14 protein-coding genes are annotated in these 16,140 nt (G+C 63.8%); 13 read left to right on the top strand and 1 reads right to left on the bottom strand.

The annotated features are described in order from the left end of the window. Positions 1-116 precede the first annotated feature (116 nt). From A0257_04775 to A0257_04820, 10 genes are all read left to right on the top strand, one after another. Positions 117-1,571 (top strand): FAD-dependent oxidoreductase, encoded by a 1,455-nt coding sequence (locus A0257_04775; protein ID AMR29623.1) that lies wholly within the window; start codon positions 117-119, stop codon positions 1,569-1,571. A 195-nt stretch (positions 1,572-1,766) separates the two neighbouring features. Further along, positions 1,767-2,303 (top strand): hypothetical protein, encoded by a 537-nt coding sequence (locus A0257_04780; GenBank protein AMR26486.1) that lies wholly within the window; start codon positions 1,767-1,769, stop codon positions 2,301-2,303. Positions 2,304-2,345: 42 nt separating this feature from the next. After that, positions 2,346-5,405 carry a hypothetical protein gene (locus A0257_04785; GenBank protein AMR26487.1) on the top strand — a complete coding sequence of 1,020 codons (3,060 nt, stop codon included), beginning with the start codon at positions 2,346-2,348 and terminating at the stop codon, positions 5,403-5,405. 203 nt (positions 5,406-5,608) lie between these two features. Further along, positions 5,609-6,688, top strand: coding sequence for an ATPase (locus A0257_04790; protein ID AMR26488.1), 1,080 nt, complete (start codon positions 5,609-5,611; stop codon positions 6,686-6,688). A 127-nt stretch (positions 6,689-6,815) separates the two neighbouring features. Further along, on the top strand, positions 6,816-7,328 hold the full coding sequence (locus tag A0257_04795; GenBank protein AMR26489.1) for a hypothetical protein: 513 nt from the start codon (positions 6,816-6,818) through the stop codon (positions 7,326-7,328). Positions 7,329-7,858: 530 nt separating this feature from the next. Continuing rightward, positions 7,859-10,162 carry a hypothetical protein gene (locus tag A0257_04800; GenBank protein ID AMR26490.1) on the top strand — a complete coding sequence of 768 codons (2,304 nt, stop codon included), beginning with the start codon at positions 7,859-7,861 and terminating at the stop codon, positions 10,160-10,162. Positions 10,163-10,180: 18 nt separating this feature from the next. Continuing rightward, positions 10,181-10,867 carry a hypothetical protein gene (locus A0257_04805; protein AMR26491.1) on the top strand — a complete coding sequence of 229 codons (687 nt, stop codon included), beginning with the start codon at positions 10,181-10,183 and terminating at the stop codon, positions 10,865-10,867. Positions 10,868-10,906: 39 nt separating this feature from the next. Next, on the top strand, positions 10,907-11,266 hold the full coding sequence (locus tag A0257_04810) for a hypothetical protein (protein AMR26492.1): 360 nt from the start codon (positions 10,907-10,909) through the stop codon (positions 11,264-11,266). Between the two features lie 127 nt (positions 11,267-11,393). Further along, the gene (locus A0257_04815; GenBank protein AMR26493.1) at positions 11,394-12,494 is read left to right on the top strand and encodes a hypothetical protein; all 1,101 of its coding nucleotides are present in this window, start codon (positions 11,394-11,396) and stop codon (positions 12,492-12,494) included. Positions 12,495-12,777: 283 nt separating this feature from the next. After that, positions 12,778-14,199 carry a Tat pathway signal protein gene (locus tag A0257_04820; protein AMR26494.1) on the top strand — a complete coding sequence of 474 codons (1,422 nt, stop codon included), beginning with the start codon at positions 12,778-12,780 and terminating at the stop codon, positions 14,197-14,199. A gap of 137 nt (positions 14,200-14,336) precedes the next feature. Here A0257_04820 and A0257_04825 read toward each other — a convergent pair whose 3' ends face one another. Further along, a complete protein-coding gene (locus A0257_04825; protein ID AMR26495.1) occupies positions 14,337-14,996 on the bottom strand; it encodes a hypothetical protein in 660 nt (219 codons plus the stop codon). A 206-nt stretch (positions 14,997-15,202) separates the two neighbouring features. Here A0257_04825 and A0257_04830 point away from each other — a divergent pair, with 206 nt between their 5' ends. Genes A0257_04830 through A0257_04840 form a run of 3 tightly spaced genes read left to right on the top strand, consistent with a single transcriptional unit; the run spans position 15,203 to position 16,109 of the window. Continuing rightward, complete coding sequence (locus tag A0257_04830; GenBank protein ID AMR26496.1) at positions 15,203-15,451, top strand: hexulose-6-phosphate synthase; 249 nt, start codon at positions 15,203-15,205, stop codon at positions 15,449-15,451. A gap of 17 nt (positions 15,452-15,468) precedes the next feature. After that, on the top strand, positions 15,469-15,810 hold the full coding sequence (locus A0257_04835) for a hypothetical protein (protein ID AMR26497.1): 342 nt from the start codon (positions 15,469-15,471) through the stop codon (positions 15,808-15,810). Between the two features lie 29 nt (positions 15,811-15,839). Next, positions 15,840-16,109 carry a hypothetical protein gene (locus A0257_04840; GenBank protein ID AMR26498.1) on the top strand — a complete coding sequence of 90 codons (270 nt, stop codon included), beginning with the start codon at positions 15,840-15,842 and terminating at the stop codon, positions 16,107-16,109. Positions 16,110-16,140 lie beyond the last annotated feature (31 nt).

A 16,140-nucleotide genomic window follows, 5' to 3' on the forward strand; every position in this document is an offset into this window, starting at 1 on the left:
CCCTCCCGATGCGCCGGCCGCAGCCGGGCATTAACCCGTGCAACACTGGAATGCGCGGCGAATAACCTTTTCCTACCTGTTGATTTTTTCCTTTGATTTTTTCCTACCCCCTGCTTATGAGCACTCCCACGTATGATGCCGTCGTCGTCGGCTCGGGTCCGAATGGGCTGGCCGCCGCCATTGTGATGCAGCAGGCGGGCTTGTCGGTGCTGCTGCTCGAAGGCAAGACGGAGCTGGGCGGCGGCCTGCGCACGGCCGAGCTGACGCTGCCCGGCTTTCGCCACGACATCTGCTCGGCTATTCACCCGCTGGCGGTGGCTTCGCCGTTCTTCCAGACCCTGCCGCTGGCCCAATATGGGCTTGAATACGTGACGCCGCCCGTGGCCGCTGCCCACCCTTTTGATGATGGCACGGCCGCCTTTGCAGCCGCTTCGCTCGCCGACTCGGCGCGCAGCCTGGGTCCCGACGACGCGGCCTACCAACGCCTGCTAGCCCCGCTCATCGAGCGGTGGCCGCGCATTGCGGACGACGTGCTGGCCCCGCTGCACTTCCCCAAGCACCCGCTGGATATGGCCCGGTTTGGCAGTCTGGCGCTGCTGCCGGCTACCGTGCTGGCCCGGCGCTTTGGGGGCGAAAAAGCTAAGGGGCTGCTGGCCGGCATGGCGGCCCACACCATTCAGCCGCTCAGCAACCTAGCTACTTCGGCCGCGGCGCTGGTGCTGCTGGTGGCGGCGCACCGGCGCGGCTGGCCCCTGGCCAAGGGCGGCTCGCAGTCGCTGGCCGATGCGCTGGTGGCGCACTTCCGGGCGCTGGGCGGCCACGTCGAAACGGGCACCTACGTGCGTTCGCTGGCGCAACTGCCGGCGGCGCGGGCGGTGCTCCTGGACGTGACGCCCGCCCAGCTGTTGCAGATTGCCGGGCACCAGCTTTCCAGTCTCTACCAGTGGCAGCTGCGGCGCTACCGCTACGGCATGGGCGTGTATAAGGTCGATTGGGCGCTGGCCGAACCCATTCCGTTCACGGCCGCCGAGTGCCGCCGCGCGGGCACGGTGCACCTGGGCGGCACGCTGGCCGAGATTGCCGCTGGCGAGCAGGGCGCATCGCGGGGCCAGCACCCGGCCCGGCCCTTCGTGCTGCTGGCCCAGCAAAGCCAATTTGACCCCACCCGCGCGCCCGCCGGCCAGCACACCGCCTGGGCCTACTGCCACGTGCCCAACGGCTCGCGCGTGGACATGACGGCCACTATCGAGCGCCAGGTGGAGCGCTTTGCGCCCGGCTTCCGCGCGCGGATTCTGGCCCGCCACACCTTCGACACCGCCCAGATGGAGGACTACAACCCCAACTACGTGGGCGGCGATATCAACGGCGGCTTGCTCGATATCGGCCAGCTATTTACCCGGCCGGTGCTGCGGGCGTCGCCCTACCGCACCTCGTTGCGGGGGCTGTATTTGTGCTCGTCGGCGACCCCGCCCGGCGGGGGCGTGCACGGCATGTGCGGCTACTACGCCGCCCGGCGGGCGCTGCGCGACGTGTTTCGGCTGCCCGCGCCGCCGCTTTACGCAGAACGGTGAGGCAAGCTATACTCGTCGCGAAGTGATTTGCAGGAAGGGCGCGCGACTCGTGCCACGACGGGCGGGGGCAAGCCCCGCACCCTACTTCGCGATAAAGCATTTCGCCGCTGCTGCTAATGCCTGTTTTAGAAGCAGGAATTTATAAGTTAGCGCATAGCGAGGCAGGCTACCTTTGCGACTCATTTTTTCCGTTGAATGACTGCATTTACCGGCCCGCGCGGCCTCGTTTTCTGGTTGGTAGTGCTGCCCGGCGCGGTGCTTGCCCAGGCCCAGCCTGCCCCCGACTCGCCCCTGACCCACCTGCTGGCCGAGCGCCGGGTGCTCACCGAGCGCTACGCCGCGGCCAATGCCCAGCGCCACGGCTTGTTTGGGCTCAGCAACAAGCCCAGCAAGCAGGACTTGCAGGCGGTGGTGGATGCCCTGCAAGGCATCGTGGATAAGGATGAGCAGATTGTGGCGGTGCTCAACCAGACCACCCAGCAGGCCCAAACCACTGCCACTACCCTCCAGAATACGGGCCGCGACGACCGCAACCTCACTGCCCAGCGTCTCAGTGAGCTGCAAAATGAGCAGTTGAACCAGCAGGAACGCCTGCGCCAGGCCACCGAGAAGCAGCGCGCCCTGGCAGCCGAGCTGCGCGAAGCCCAGCAGGGCCGCACCGGGCGCGACGCGCTGCTGGTGGCGTTGGCGCTGGCGTGCGGCGGGCTGTTTTTTTGGCGGCGACGGCGCTAGGCGAGGCCGCGGCAGGCAGTATCTTGGGGGCACTAAAAGCCGTTGACCGCGTTGCTGCGCATGATTTCTTACACCGAAGACCAGGCCACGGCGCTCGTGCCCGATGCGGGCACCCTGAAACGCGGCCATGAGCTGGCTGCGCCGGCCAAGTGGGCGGGCCTGGGCCGCACCGACACGGCCGCCTGGGGCGAGTGCGCGGGCAGCGGCACCAAGCCCTACCTCACGGGCATCGACCTCATGGTGCCGGCCTTCAAGTGCTCGTGTCCGAGCCGGGTGTTTCCGTGCAAGCACGGGGCGGGGCTGCTGCTGTTGCTGGCGCGCCAGCCCGAATTGCTACCCCCCGCCGCGCCGCCCACCTGGCTGGCCGAGTGGCTGGATAAGCGCCAGACCAAGCAGGAAGAACAAGCTGCAAGGCCTGCCGCGGCCCCGGCGCTCAGCGCACCTGCCGCCGACTCCGCCGCGCCACCGGCCGCGCCCGACAAAGCCCGCCTCAAGCGCGAAGCCCAGCGGCAGGCGCGCATGGCGGCCGGGGCAGCGGACCTGGAAACCTGGCTGCTCGACCTGCTGCGCACCGGCTTGGCCGACCTACCCGGCCGGCCCCGCGACTTCTGGGAAACGCCGGTGGCCCGGCTGGTCGATAACCAACTGCCGGGCCTGGCGGCGGTGCTGCGCGAGCTGGCCGCCTACCCCGGCACCGGGGCCGACTGGGCCAGCCGCCTGCTGGGCCGCCTGGGCGAGCTATACCTGCTGCTGCGCGCCTGGGCCAACCGCGCCGCCCTACCCCCCGCCGCCCGGCTGGAAGTGGCTCAGCAAGTGGGCATTATTTTGAAAAAAGACGAGCTGCTGGCCGACCCCGCCGCCCTGGCCGTGGCCGATACCTGGCTGGTGCTGGGCCAGCACACCTGGCCCGAGGACCGCCTCACGGCCCGGCGCAGCTGGCTGCACGGCCAGCACTCGGGGCGGCGGGCGCTGGTGCTGGAGTTTGCCTTTGGGGGCCAGCCGTTTGCCACGGCGCTGCTGCCGCAGGAACGCTACGCGGGCGAGCTGGTTTTTTACCCTGGTCTGCTGCCGTTGCGGGCAGTGGCCAGCGCCGGGCTTGCGCGCCGGGCCGATGCGCCGGGCCCGCGCCCTACCCCCCGCAGCTTGGCCGCCATGCTCGATGCCTACGCCGCGGCCCTGGCCCTGCAGCCCTGGCTGCGCGAGTTTCCGGCCAGCGTGGGGGCCGTGGTGGGGCGCGATGCGGCGGGCGGCTGGCTCCTGCACGACCCCGAATCGGGCGCGGCCCTGCCGCTGCGGCTGCCCGACGAGCGGCGCGGCTGGCAGCTACTAGCCCGCAGCGGCGGGCAGCCTTTGGCCTTATTTGGCGAGTGGGATGGCCGCGAGTTTCGGGTGCTCAGCTACTGGCCGGCAATGACTGACGAGGCTTTGGCGGCGACTGGCGAAGAGCCGGAGCCGGCCGCGGCACCAGCGCCAATAGCCGTTATCCCTACCCCCGCCGCCGAACCTCAAGCCGTCCTACCCCCACCCGCGCCCGCCACCAACCCCTGGCCGGCGCTGCTGCGCGTGGCCCTGCTGGGCACGCGGCAGACAACCGAGACATTGCCAGAACTCCACTTAGGCGAATTTTCGGCGGCGGCCACCCGCGAGCAGCAGCTGTTGGGCGATGCCGGCACGCTGGCGCTGATGCGGAAAGCTGGCTTTCAGCCGCTGACTAGCGCCCTACCCCCCGCGGCTCCGCCCGAAGCCTGGCCGCTGCTGGGGCCGACGGGCCAGGCGCTGCTGCGCCAGCTGCTGAGCCGCCCGCACTACCGGACGCTGCTCAGCAATTATTTAGAGCAACTGGCTCAGCACCAGCGGGTGGTGCCGCCAATATTGCTGGCGGAAGTGCTTAGTTGGCTGCAAGACCAATCCTGGGCCGCGCCCTTTGTGGAGGGGGCACTTGGCGCGCGCGGCCAGTGGCTGGCGGCCCAAAACCCCAACTGGCTCTTTGCCGTGGCGGCGGCGGCCCGGCACGCGCCCACCGAGGCCGACTGGCACACCGGCCCTACCCCCCGTCGCCGGCTGTTCCTCGAAAAATTGCTGCTCACGGACCCGGCCCGCGCCACCCACTTGCTGGCCGACGCGCTGCCCCAGGAAGCCGCCGCCACGCAGGTGGCCCTGCTGGGCGCGCTCGATACCCTGCCCCTGGCCGCGCCGCTGCCCGCCGACTTTGCGCCGACGCTGGTGCCCTTGCTGGCCGCGCGCGGCAAAGAGGTGCGCCAGGCCGCCGCCCGCTGGCTGGCCCGCGTGGCCGACAGCCCCTTGCTGCCCCGCCTGTGGGCTCGCGCCGCGCCGCTGGTGCAGGTGAAGCGCAAGCTGCTGGGCCGCGCCAAGCTCACCATTTCCCTACCCCCTGCCTGGTCGGCGGAGTGGCAGCGTGACGGCATTGAGCAGCGGACCAGCGACTACGCCGGGGGCGAAAAAGCCGGCCAGCTGGGCCAGCTGCTGGCGCTGCTGCCGCCCGGCCGCTGGGCCGCCGCCTGGGGCGTGCCGGCCGCCGAGGCCGTGGCGCTGGCGGCGGCGTCCGACTGGGCGGCCGTGCTGCTGCCGGCCTGGCTGCGCGCCGCCCGCCTGCACCACGACGCCGATTTTGCGCTGGCCCTGCTGCTGCACGAGGCCGGCCAGCCCAGCCTGCCGCCCAAGTCGCGGCTGCTTGTGGAAGCCTCCTGGGTGCTTTCGCCGGCCCAGAAAACCGCCTGGCTGCTGGCCGCGCTGCCGGCCTCGGCCGCTACGCTGCCCGCCAGCAGCGCCTGGGCCAACTGGCTGCCGCTGGCCGGGCAGCCGTGGCCCGCCGCGCTGGGGCAGCGGGCGCTGCCGCTGCTACGCGCGGCCCTGCGCCAGCCGCCTTCGTGGGCGCCCGAGCAAACGGAGCGCGACGCGGCCGTGCGCAGCCTACTCTTTTCATTGGGCGACAGTCCCGACCCTGATTTGCTACCCCTGCTCACCGCTGGCTTAGGCGACTTGGCTGACTTGGAGCCCCGTTTTGCCGACGAGGTAGCCCAGCTGCTGGAGCTGCTGACGTTGCGCCCGCAACTGGCCGCCAGCCTTGCGGAAGCGGCTTGAAATATTTTTATCATACTCACTATCAGATAACAATCAAATAATCCACTCAAAACACCCGAGCAAAGAGAACGTCATTCCGAGCTTGCCGAGGAATCTCGCTCGCATCGTTCGGGTACCGTTCAGCCATGCGAGCGAGATTCCTCGGCAAGCTCGGAATGACGTTCTTTTTCTGCTAATTGCTCCTTACTAACTGCTCCTTGAAAATGACTGCCCTCCGACCCCACGCCGAAGAACTATATGCCGAAGAGCTGGCCGCGCTGCGCGCTGATGACGACCGCCCCAAGCCGCCGGGCTGGCAGCTGTCGCCCTGGGCGGTGGTCACGTATTTGCTGGGGGGTAGGCTCGACAATGGCTTTGAGATTGAGCCTAAGTACATTGGTCAGCGGCGGCTGATGGAAATTGCCGTGGCGACCCTGGCCACCGACCGCGCGCTGCTGCTGCTGGGCGTGCCGGGCACGGCCAAAAGCTGGGTTTCGGAGCACATTGCCGCCGCCATCAGCGGGCACACCAACCTGCTGGTGCAGGGCACCGCCGGCACCGCCGAAGACAGCCTGCGCTACTCCTGGAACTACGCGCGCCTGCTGGCCGAGGGGCCGTCGCTGGCCGCGCTGGTGCCCAGCCCGCTCTACCGCGGCATGGCCGAGGGCCAGCTCGTGCGCATCGAGGAGCTGACCCGCATCCCGTCCGACGTGCAGGATACGCTGCTGACCATGCTCTCCGAAAAAGTGCTGCCGATACCCGAGTTGAGCACCGAGATTCAGGCCACGCAGGGCTTCAACGTGATAGCCACCGCCAACGACCGCGACCGGGGCGTGAACGAGTTGAGCAGCGCCCTGCGCCGCCGCTTCAACGCCGTGGTGCTGCCCCTGCCCGCCACCCTGGCCGAGGAAGTGTGGATTGTGCAAACCCGCGTCGAGAAGCAGGGCCGCACCCTCCAGCTGCCCGCCGAAGCGCCCGCCCTGGCCCAGATTCAGCGCCTCGTAACCGTGTTTCGGGAGCTGCGCCAGGGCCGCACCGACAACGGCAAAACCAAGCTCAAGAGCCCCAGCGGCACGCTCAGCACCGGCGAGGCCATCTCGGTGATGAACGCCGGGCAGGCGCTGGCCGCCTACTTCGGCGATGGCACCCTGCGCGCCGCCGACCTGGCCGCCGGCCTCACCGGGGCCGTCATCAAAGACCCCGCCCCCGACCGCGTGGTATGGCTCGAATACCTCGAAACGGTGGTGAAGGAGCGCGAAGGCTGGCAGGATTTGTATCGGGCGTGCCGGGAGGTGGTGGAGTAGGAAGGTACCACCATATCTACAGAAGCTCCGTACTTTTAGCATAACATTAAACGTACTGAAGCAAACTATCCTACTCATGAGCAAGCAAGACTTTGACCTCTATTTGCGAAGCACCCCAAATTCCTCAATGCCTAATGTGGATTGGAAAAGCGAGTTAGACTTCTGGCTGAGCCAGTTAGAGGTACTTTACTCGAACGTTCAGGGTTGGCTGGAAGATTACATTCTTGAGAAGCAAATCGCTGTCTCTTTCAAAACAGACTTTCTCCAGGAGGATGTTCTTGGTATTTACGCAGTACGTCAGCTAGCAATTTATATAAAGGAGCAAGTTATTAAGTTAGAACCTATTGGAACCTACTTAGTTGGTACAAAGGGTAGAGTCGATATTACAGGGCCAACTGGCACTGTGCGATTACTGTTGGTTCAAAAAGACGCTCAGTCTCCACGCATTGTTTACCGAAAAAGATTGTATGAATCAGCAGACGATGAAGCGCGGGATAAAGCTTTTTTTGAAGATAAAGGACTAAATATTGAGGCTGATTGGGTATGGAAGATTAGTACTAATCCACCTCATATACATTTTTTTGAGCTTAATCAGGAATCATTCCTTGATACTTTACTACGTGTAATTGATGGTCATTAATAGACAATGGCAACAACTCTCAGTTGAGATAGATATCATTGCGGACCAATACAACTATCGCACTGAAGCGTTCAGACTTCTTTTTAGTCAAACGAATCCTGATTATTTCACTAGATTTGGTGCATTCTCTACCGAAGAGATACGGGGAGTTTATGATGAGCTTACTGCACAGAACGAGCATGATAATGGGTTCCGGCTACTGGCAGCAATTGAAGCAGCCTTTAGAGTTGATTACAAAACCAGATGCGTACAAAAGCTGAAGGATAACCTTTCCAAAACTTTTCGCAAGCTTTACCAGGAAAAAGAGAATCAGGTATCACTAACAGATGAATTATTTGAACACTGGAAAAATAGCAGCCTTGTAAGACCCAGTGCATTATCTGAATTAAAATCGGCTTTCAATTATCGCCATTGGCTAGCACACGGAAGATATTGGACGCCAAAATTTGGTCGTAGATACGATTTTTTTACTTTGTACACTTTGGCTAAGGAAATAGAGAGTTTTCCACTTCTAGTTCCTTAGCCGTTAAATGATTAGCCCTCCCACCGACCTACGCCTATTCGGCATTCGCCACCACGGCCCCGGCAGCGCCGCCAGCCTCGTGGCGGCGCTCGACGCGTTTCGGCCCGATATCGTGCTGCTGGAGTGTCCCGCCGAGAGCGAGACCGCCCTGGCCACCCTGCGCGACCCGGCGCTGGTGCCGCCGGTGGCGCTGCTGCTGCACAACCCCAAGCAGCCGAGGCAGGCCACGTTTTTGCCGTTTGCCGAGTTTTCGCCCGAGTGGCAGGCCGTGCGCTGGTGCCAGCGCGAGGGGGCGCACGTGCGCTGCTTCGACCTGCCAATGGCTATTCGCTTCGCGCAGGAAGAGTTGGTGCCGACGGCGGCTGGCTCGGCAGAGGAAGCGGTTGCGGAGACGGCTTCAGAAGTGGCAGCGGAATCCCTACCTCCCGATACTTCTTCCTTCCTCCTGCCCAATTCTCACTTAACCCAGGACCCCGTGGCGTACCTGGCGCGGCTGGCGGGCTACGCCGACCCGGAGCAGTGGTGGGAAACGCACCTGGAGCACGCGCCCGGCAACGCCGACACGTTTGCCCTGGTGCTGGAACTGATGACGGCCCTGCGCGCCGAATCGCAGCGCCCCGAAACCGCCGAAACCCTGCTGCGCGAGGCCTACATGCGCGAAACGCTGCGCGCTACCCTGGCCCAGGGCTACCCCCGCGTGGCGGTGGTGTGCGGGGCCTGGCACGCGCCGGTGCTCACGGACCCCGATTTTCAGCAGAAAGAAGACAAAGCCTTACTTAAAGGCCTGAAAAAGGTGCCCGTCGAGGCCACCTGGATTCCGTGGACCTACGAGCGGCTCTCGACCAGCGCGGGTTACGGGGCGGGTGTGCTGTCGCCGGCCTGGTACGAGCTGCTCTTTACTACCCCCCGCGCCGAGGTCGTGACGCAGTGGATGGTGCGCGCCACCCGCCTGCTGCGCGCCCAGGATTTGGAGGCGTCGTCGGCCCACGCCATTGAGGCGGTGCGGCTGGCCACTACGCTGGCCGCCGTGCGCGGGCTGAGCCTGCCGGGCATTGAGGAGCTGCAGGAAGCGGCCGTGGCGCTGCTGGGCGGCGGCTACGCCGACGGCCTGGCCGTGGTGCGGCGCGCGCTGGTGCTGGGTGAAAAGCTGGGCGAAGTGCCGCCCGGCCAGCCCGCTACCCCCTTGCAGCAGGACCTGAGCCAGCAGCAGCGCGCCATGCGCCTCCGGCCCGAGCCGGAGCGCCGGCCGCTGGCCCTCGACCTGCGCCAGGAAACCCACCTGCGGCGCAGCCACCTGCTGCACCGGTTGCGCCTGCTGGCCATCCATTGGGGCCGGCCGCAGCGCGTGGCCGGGGGCAAGGCCGGCACTTTCCACGAAGAATGGGAGCTGGAATGGCCGCCCGAAATGGCCCTGGCCGTGCTCGATGCCGGCCGCTGGGGCAACACCGTGCTGGCCGCCGCCGCAGCCCGCGCCACCGCCCGCGCCGCCGAGGCCCCTACCCTGCCCGCCGTGAGCCAGCTGCTCGACGAGGCCCTGCGCGCCGACCTGGGGCCGGCCATCGGGGCGCTGGTGGCCCGCCTCGAAACCCTGGCCGCCGACACCCGCGACGTGACGCACCTGCTCGCCGCCCTACCCCCCCTCGCCCAGGTGATGCGCTACGGCAACGTGCGGCGCACCGATACCGGGCAGGTGGCCCAGGTGGTGGCGCAGCTGGTGCCGCGCCTGGCCATTGGCCTGCCCGCCGCCTGCATCGGCCTTGACGCCGAAGCGGCCCAGTCTTTACTAGAGCAAATCGAGGCGACCCACGCCGCCATTCGCCTGCTGGAAGACGCCCGCCACGCCGCCGACTGGTACGCCGCGCTGGCGGCCGTGGGCCGCGGCGCGGCCAGCAACGGCCTGCTGGCCGGTGCCGCCACGCGCCTGCTGTTCGATGCCCAGCAGGCCACGGCCGACGACACGGCCACCGCGCTGGGCCTGGCGCTGGCCCCCGCCCAGCCCACCGCCTACGCCACCGCCTGGATTGCGGGCTTCCTGCGCGGCTCGGGCCTGGTGCTCATTCATCACCGCCCGTTGTTCGACCTGCTCGATACCTGGCTGGGGAGCCTCGCCGAGGAGGTTTTTCGCGAAATCGTGCCGCTGCTGCGCCGGGCGTTTGCCGAGTTTTCGGCGCCCGAGCGCCGGCAACTGCTGGAGCTGGCCGGGGCCGGGCCGGCCGCGCCACGCGCGGCGGCCGAAGCGCTGGCCTTCGACTGGGCGCGCGGCGCGCGGGTGCTGCCCGTGCTGCGCCAATTGGTGGGGGCGTATATTTAGGCTAGCACTACCCCTGCCATGTCCCTGCAAGCCACTTATGATGCCCTGCGCCAAGCGGCTCTACCCCGGTTGGCGCGCGGCGAGGCCGACCTTGACCTGCTGCTTGACTCGCCCCAGGATACCCGGCGCGGCCTTACGCTGCTGGCCCGGCCGCCAGCGGCCATTGCCGCAGCCCTCGTCGAAATGATGGCCGAATTTCAACTTATCGAGCCCGCACAGTACTATTATCCACCCGCTGATATCCACCTCACAATTTTATCACTTATTTCTTGTTATCCGAATTTTAAGCTGAGCGAAATTAACCCCATAAGTTACTGTTCCGCCCTAAGCCGAATTATTCAATTTATTCCTATTTTCAGGCTAACTTATCAGGGACTAACGGCCTCGGCGGGCGGCATTCTGGTGCAGGGCTTTCCGCAGGGCGATGGGTTAGATGAACTACGCGCGACCGTTAGAAGCTTATTTCAACATACTGATTTACACCATTCTATTGACAAACGTTACCGCATTCAAACGGCGCATTCGACCATTATTCGCTTTACAAGCCCGCTGCAAAACCCAGCTAAGCTACTGGCAAACCTCCAAAAATACGAGTGTCACTTTTTTGGCGCTTTTGAGGTAAACAAGCTGGAATTAGTTTATAACGATTGGTACCAGCGCGCCGAAAATACCGTTGTACTGGACGAGTATTTGCTAAGCAGGTAATACCTTTCAACTCTAACCTTTTATTCTTTTTTTTGTCCTATGTCGTCCACTTATCCTTTTAAAGTCGCCACCGCTAAGTCCGATGCTGACTCGACCCGGCAGTTCGTCATTTTGGCGGAGGTGAGCGGCCTCGACGATTATTATCAGCTATTCGAAGACTACGGCTACGGCGGCGATGGCCTGTCGTGGCGCGAGCATATCGAGACGATTATCGAGGAATTTCAGCCCGAGCTGCTTGACCAATTGGAATTTGCGGAGGAAGATACCACGTTCGTGGCCTACGCCGAAAGCCCCGACGCGGTGCGCGATTTTATGACCCTGGTGCTGCCGTATTTCGGCGATTTGGGTAAGCTGAAAAAGTATTTCGCGCAGGCCGACCCGGAGGATTTCTTCGCGTAGCATCCGCTGGCCCGCCCGCCAAAATCACCGCCGCCGCCAGGACAACACGCCTACCAATGCGTATTGTCCTGGCGGCGGCTGTACTTTAGCCCAGCCACATTTTTGACTACCCCTACCCCCGCCGCTCATGGCCAACGCGCCCCGCTGGAAACTGGTACTCGGCGCGGCCGCCGACGCTGATAATAGCATCGAAATGCCCGCCGACTACGGCCCGCTCGACCAGGCCCTGACGGCCCTCTACGATGGCGAGCGCCGGGGCGGCCTCGGCGGCTCGGCCCCGCGCGTGAGCCGCTGGCTGGGCGACATCCGGCAGTATTTTCCGGCCGACGTGGTGGCCGTGATGCAGCAGGACGCGATGGACCGCCTGGGCCTCAAGCAGTTGCTGCTGGAGCCCGAGATACTGCGCACCGTGCAGGCCGACGTGCATCTGGTAGCCACCCTGCTTTCGCTGAGCCGCGTGATGCCCGCCAAGGCCAAAGCCACCGCCCGCGAGGTAGTGGCCAAAGTGGTGCGCGAGCTGGAGCAAAAGCTGGCCCAGCCGCTGCGCCAGGCCGTGCAGGGCGCCCTGAGCCGGTCGGTGCGCAACCCGCGGCCGCGCTACCACGAAATTGACTGGGGCGCTACCATTCGGGCCAATTTGAAACATTATCAGCCGGCTTACCGCAGCGTTATTCCGGCGCGGCTGGTGGGCCACGGCCGGCGCGGCCAGGCCCTAAAGGAAATCGTGCTCTGCCTCGACCAGAGCGGCTCGATGGCCGAATCGGTAGTGTACGGGGGTGTGTTTGGGGCGGTGCTGGCCTCGCTGCGCGCCGTGAAAACACACTTGGTGGTGTTCGATACGGCCGTGGTAAATCTCACCGAAGAGCTGCGCGACCCGGTGGACCTGCTCTTTGGCGTGCAGCTGGGCGGTGGCACCGATATTAACCTGGCGCTCAGCTACTGCCAGCAGCTCATCACCCGGCCCGCCGATACGATTCTGGTGCTCGTGACCGACCTCTACGAGGGGGGTAGCGAAGTGGAGATGGTGAAGCGCGCCACCGCGCTCCAGGCCAGCGGCGTGCAGTTTATCGTGCTGCTGGCCCTGTCTGATGAGGGCGCGCCGAGCTTCGACCGGCGCGTGGCCGAGCAGCTGGCGGCGCTGGGCATTCCGAGCTTTGCCTGCACGCCGGGCCGGTTCCCGGAGCTAATGGCGGCCGCTATTCAGGGCCGCAAGATGACGGTGGACTGACTAAGCCGGGCAGGGAGTTTTCGGCCTGCGAGCGAGCGGCGGGGTAGTAGCGCGAACTTTCCAGTTCGCGCTACTACCCCGCCGCTCGCTCGACGTGCCTGGCCAAGAAATCCGACAACCAAAGTTTCTGACTATCAACTTATTGATTAACCCCGGAATGGCCGGGCACTGCTGGATGTTTTGAATAATGCACGGGAACAGCCACCGTCTCTACCCCCTTTTGAAAGGTCGATGGTGGTGGTGCCGCAGGTATCTTTGCCCAGCTTTTTTCGCTGTGCTACTTATGAATCGTCGCCTGTTTGTGCGGGATGCGGGCCTGTTGGCCGCTGGCTCCTGCCTCGCCCTACCCCCCTTGCTCGCGGCCACGGTGCCGGCCTTTCCGGTGGTGCGGCCGGCGGCGGGCCAGCGCCGCTTCCGCAGCCGGGCGGTCGAAAACGCCATCGCCGAGTTTCAACGGAATGTGAAAGACCCGGAGCTGGGCTGGCTATTTGGCAACTGCTTTCCGAACACCCTGGACACGACCGTGACTTACGCCGAGCGCCAGGACCGGCCCGATACCTACGTCATCACCGGCGACATCAACGCCATGTGGCTGCGCGATTCCTCAGCCCAGGTGTGGCCTTATCTCCAGCTCGTGGCCCAGGACGCGGCCCTGCGCCAGTTGGTGGCGGGCGTGATTAACCGCCAGGCGCAGTGCATTTTGAAGGACCCCTACGCCAACGCGTTTTACAACGACCCGACCAAAGTAAGCGAGTGGAAAGCGGACCACACCGCCATGCAGCCCGGCATTCACGAGCGCAAGTGGGAGGTTGATTCGCTCTGCTACCCCATCCGGCTGGCGTATCACTACTGGAAAACGACCGGCGACACGCAGCCCTTCGACGCCGACTGGCGTCGGGCTATCGCGCTGATTGTAAAAACCTTCCGCGAGCAGCAGCGCACGACCAGCCCCGGCCCTTACCACTTCCAGCGCGAAACGCTGACCTCGGCCGACACCCAGCCGCTGGCCGGCTACGGCTACCCGGTGCGGCCCTGCGGGCTCATTGCCTCGGCTTTCCGGCCCAGCGACGACGCCACGCTGCTGCCTTTTCTGGTGCCCAGCAACTTCTTCGCCGTGGCCAGCCTGCGCCAGGCCGCGCTCATGCTCTACGACATCTACCACGAGCAGGCCGGCTACGACGAGCTGATGGCCTTCGCCGATGAAATCGCGGTGGCCCTGCGCCAGCACGCCGTGGTGACGCACCCCGAGTTTGGGCAAGTGTATGCCTATGAGGTCGATGGCTTCGGCGGCCACATTCTGATGGACGATGCCAACGTGCCCAGCCTGCTAGCCCTCCCCTACCTCGGGGCCATTCCCCTCAACGAGCCCATTTACCAAAACACGCGCCGGCTGGTGCTATCGGCTGCTAACCCGTTCTTTTTCAAGGGCTCAGCGGCCGAAGGCATCGGCGGGCCGCACGTGGGCCTGGACATGATTTGGCCCATCGCCATTACCATGCGCGGCCTCACCAGCACCGACGACGCGGAGATAAAAGCCTGCATCCAAACCCTCAAAACCACCCACGCCGGTACCGGCTATATGCACGAGTCGTTCAACAAAGACGACCCGGCCAAGTTCACCCGCGCCTGGTTTGCCTGGGCTAACACGCTCTTCGGTGAGTTTTTGTGGAAGACCTACCGGGAGCGACCAGAGCTGCTGGGGTAGGCCAGCGTAAGGTAGGCTTCAGCTTGCCGAATGAGGTGTAATTGCCACGCATTTTACCACGTACCCGTTAAACAAAATCGGGTTGCCTCCCTGGCAGGAAGCAACCCGATGAACAGTTGGCGCTAAGCCTTCCGCCCTTAGCTCGGCTTTACCGGGGTGTATGGAAATTTCTTGGAAGCGTTGCGCATCAAGGCATTAACCATGCCTTCGGGCGAGCTGCCCACCGAGCCCGAGGCCACGTAATCGTATTTCCAGAGCAGTTTGCCCGCCGGGCCGTCGTGAATATTGACCGTGATATTGGCCTGGTTGGTGGCTCCCCAGGCTCCTACCAGCACGCCGAGGGCCACGGCGGCGCCGTCGCTCATGGGCTTGCTGGTGTGCACGCTGGTCGTCAGCACGGCATCTACCCCCAGCAGTTTGGCCAGGTCCTGGGGCGACAGCGTGCGCATGTCCTCGTCGGTCAGGTTGGCTTTGCGCAGCATGGAATTGGTCAGGGAAACGTCCTGAAACTGGACCGTGTAGTGCTGCTGCTGCTGGCGGCGCAGCAGCCAGGCATAGATGCGGGACTGAAAATCGAGGGCGCTCTGCTGCTGCATCGTGCGCAGCTGCTCGGCGCTCGTGTTGCGGGCCTGGTTGGGCCGCATGCCAATATTGACGCTAGCCGGCAGAATGGCCACGGTTTTGTGGTTAGGCGCGTAGGTGCGAAAGTCCTGCGCCAGGTAAATGCTCGGCCCGCACGACGAGCACAGCAGGGTTAAGGATAGAACGGCCGCGAGGCCCAGCGTACGAATGCGCATAAAGTGCTAAGTTTTTTTACAGAGAATTGGGAGAGAAAACGTTGGTCGCTCGTTAGCAAAACCGGGGCCACAGGAAACTACTCCAATCAAATTCTTGCTTATTTACCAAATATTCTTAGATGATATTCTACTTGTTTCGTTAGCGGCGGACGCTGATGGGGTAGAGCAACGTATATTTGGCAACTAAATTTCAGGTGCAGTAGTTTATGGCTCAGCTCGACAAGCTCAAAGTGCGCATTTGTGCGAAGCCTAAGAATTTCACCTGGGATGAGCTGGTGAAGTTGCTGACCGCTTACGGTTTTGAGGCCCTGACCAAGGGTAGGACGGCCGGTAGTCGGCGGCAGTTTTATAATCCGGCCACGCAGGTGGCTATTAGCTTGCACAAGCCGCACCCTGGTAACATTCTCAAGGAATACCAGCTCAAGGAAATCATCACCCTATTAGGTATTCGCTAATTTCCCCCTTGCTACTCATGGAAAACGCGCTCTTCTATAAAGGCTACGTCGGCTCGGTGCAGTACAATGCGACCGACGAGGTTTTTCACGGTAAAATCGCGGCCATTACCGACCTCGTGACGTTTGAAGCCGACTCTGCCAAGCAGCTGCGCCTGGAATTTGAGCAAGCCGTGGACGACTACCTGGCGCTGTGCGCGGCCGTGGGCAAGGAGCCCAGCAAAACCTTTACCGGCAGCTTCAACATACGCATTGGGGCCGAGCTGCACCGCAAGGCAGCGCTGGTTTCAACTAGCCGAGGTATTAGCCTTAATCAGCTGGTGAGCCAAGCCGTTAGCCAGTTTGTGGCGCAGGCAGAATAGGCGGTAATTTTTCTAATCCCTTGAATTCTATGACTGAAGCTTGGGTATTTCACGGGGCCGGCGGCCGGTTTACCAGCGGCGTTTTTACTTCGCAGGTGCAAGCCGAAGAATTTATCCATCGCTACCGGCTGACCGGCTGCCTGACCAAATATCCCGTTGGAATAAGTGCCTACGATTGGGCCCTGCAAGAGCAATTATTTGAGCCTAAGAAGTCTGAGCACTACGAAGCCGGCTTTATTCAACGCTTCACCACCGCCAGCCAGGAGCATTATCATTATGACCCTGACGACTTGGGCTGACATTCAAATATTTGTTACCCCAACTATTTAG

The sequence above is a fragment of the Hymenobacter psoromatis genome (assembly GCA_001596155.1).
In the GTDB taxonomy this organism is placed as follows: domain Bacteria; phylum Bacteroidota; class Bacteroidia; order Cytophagales; family Hymenobacteraceae; genus Hymenobacter.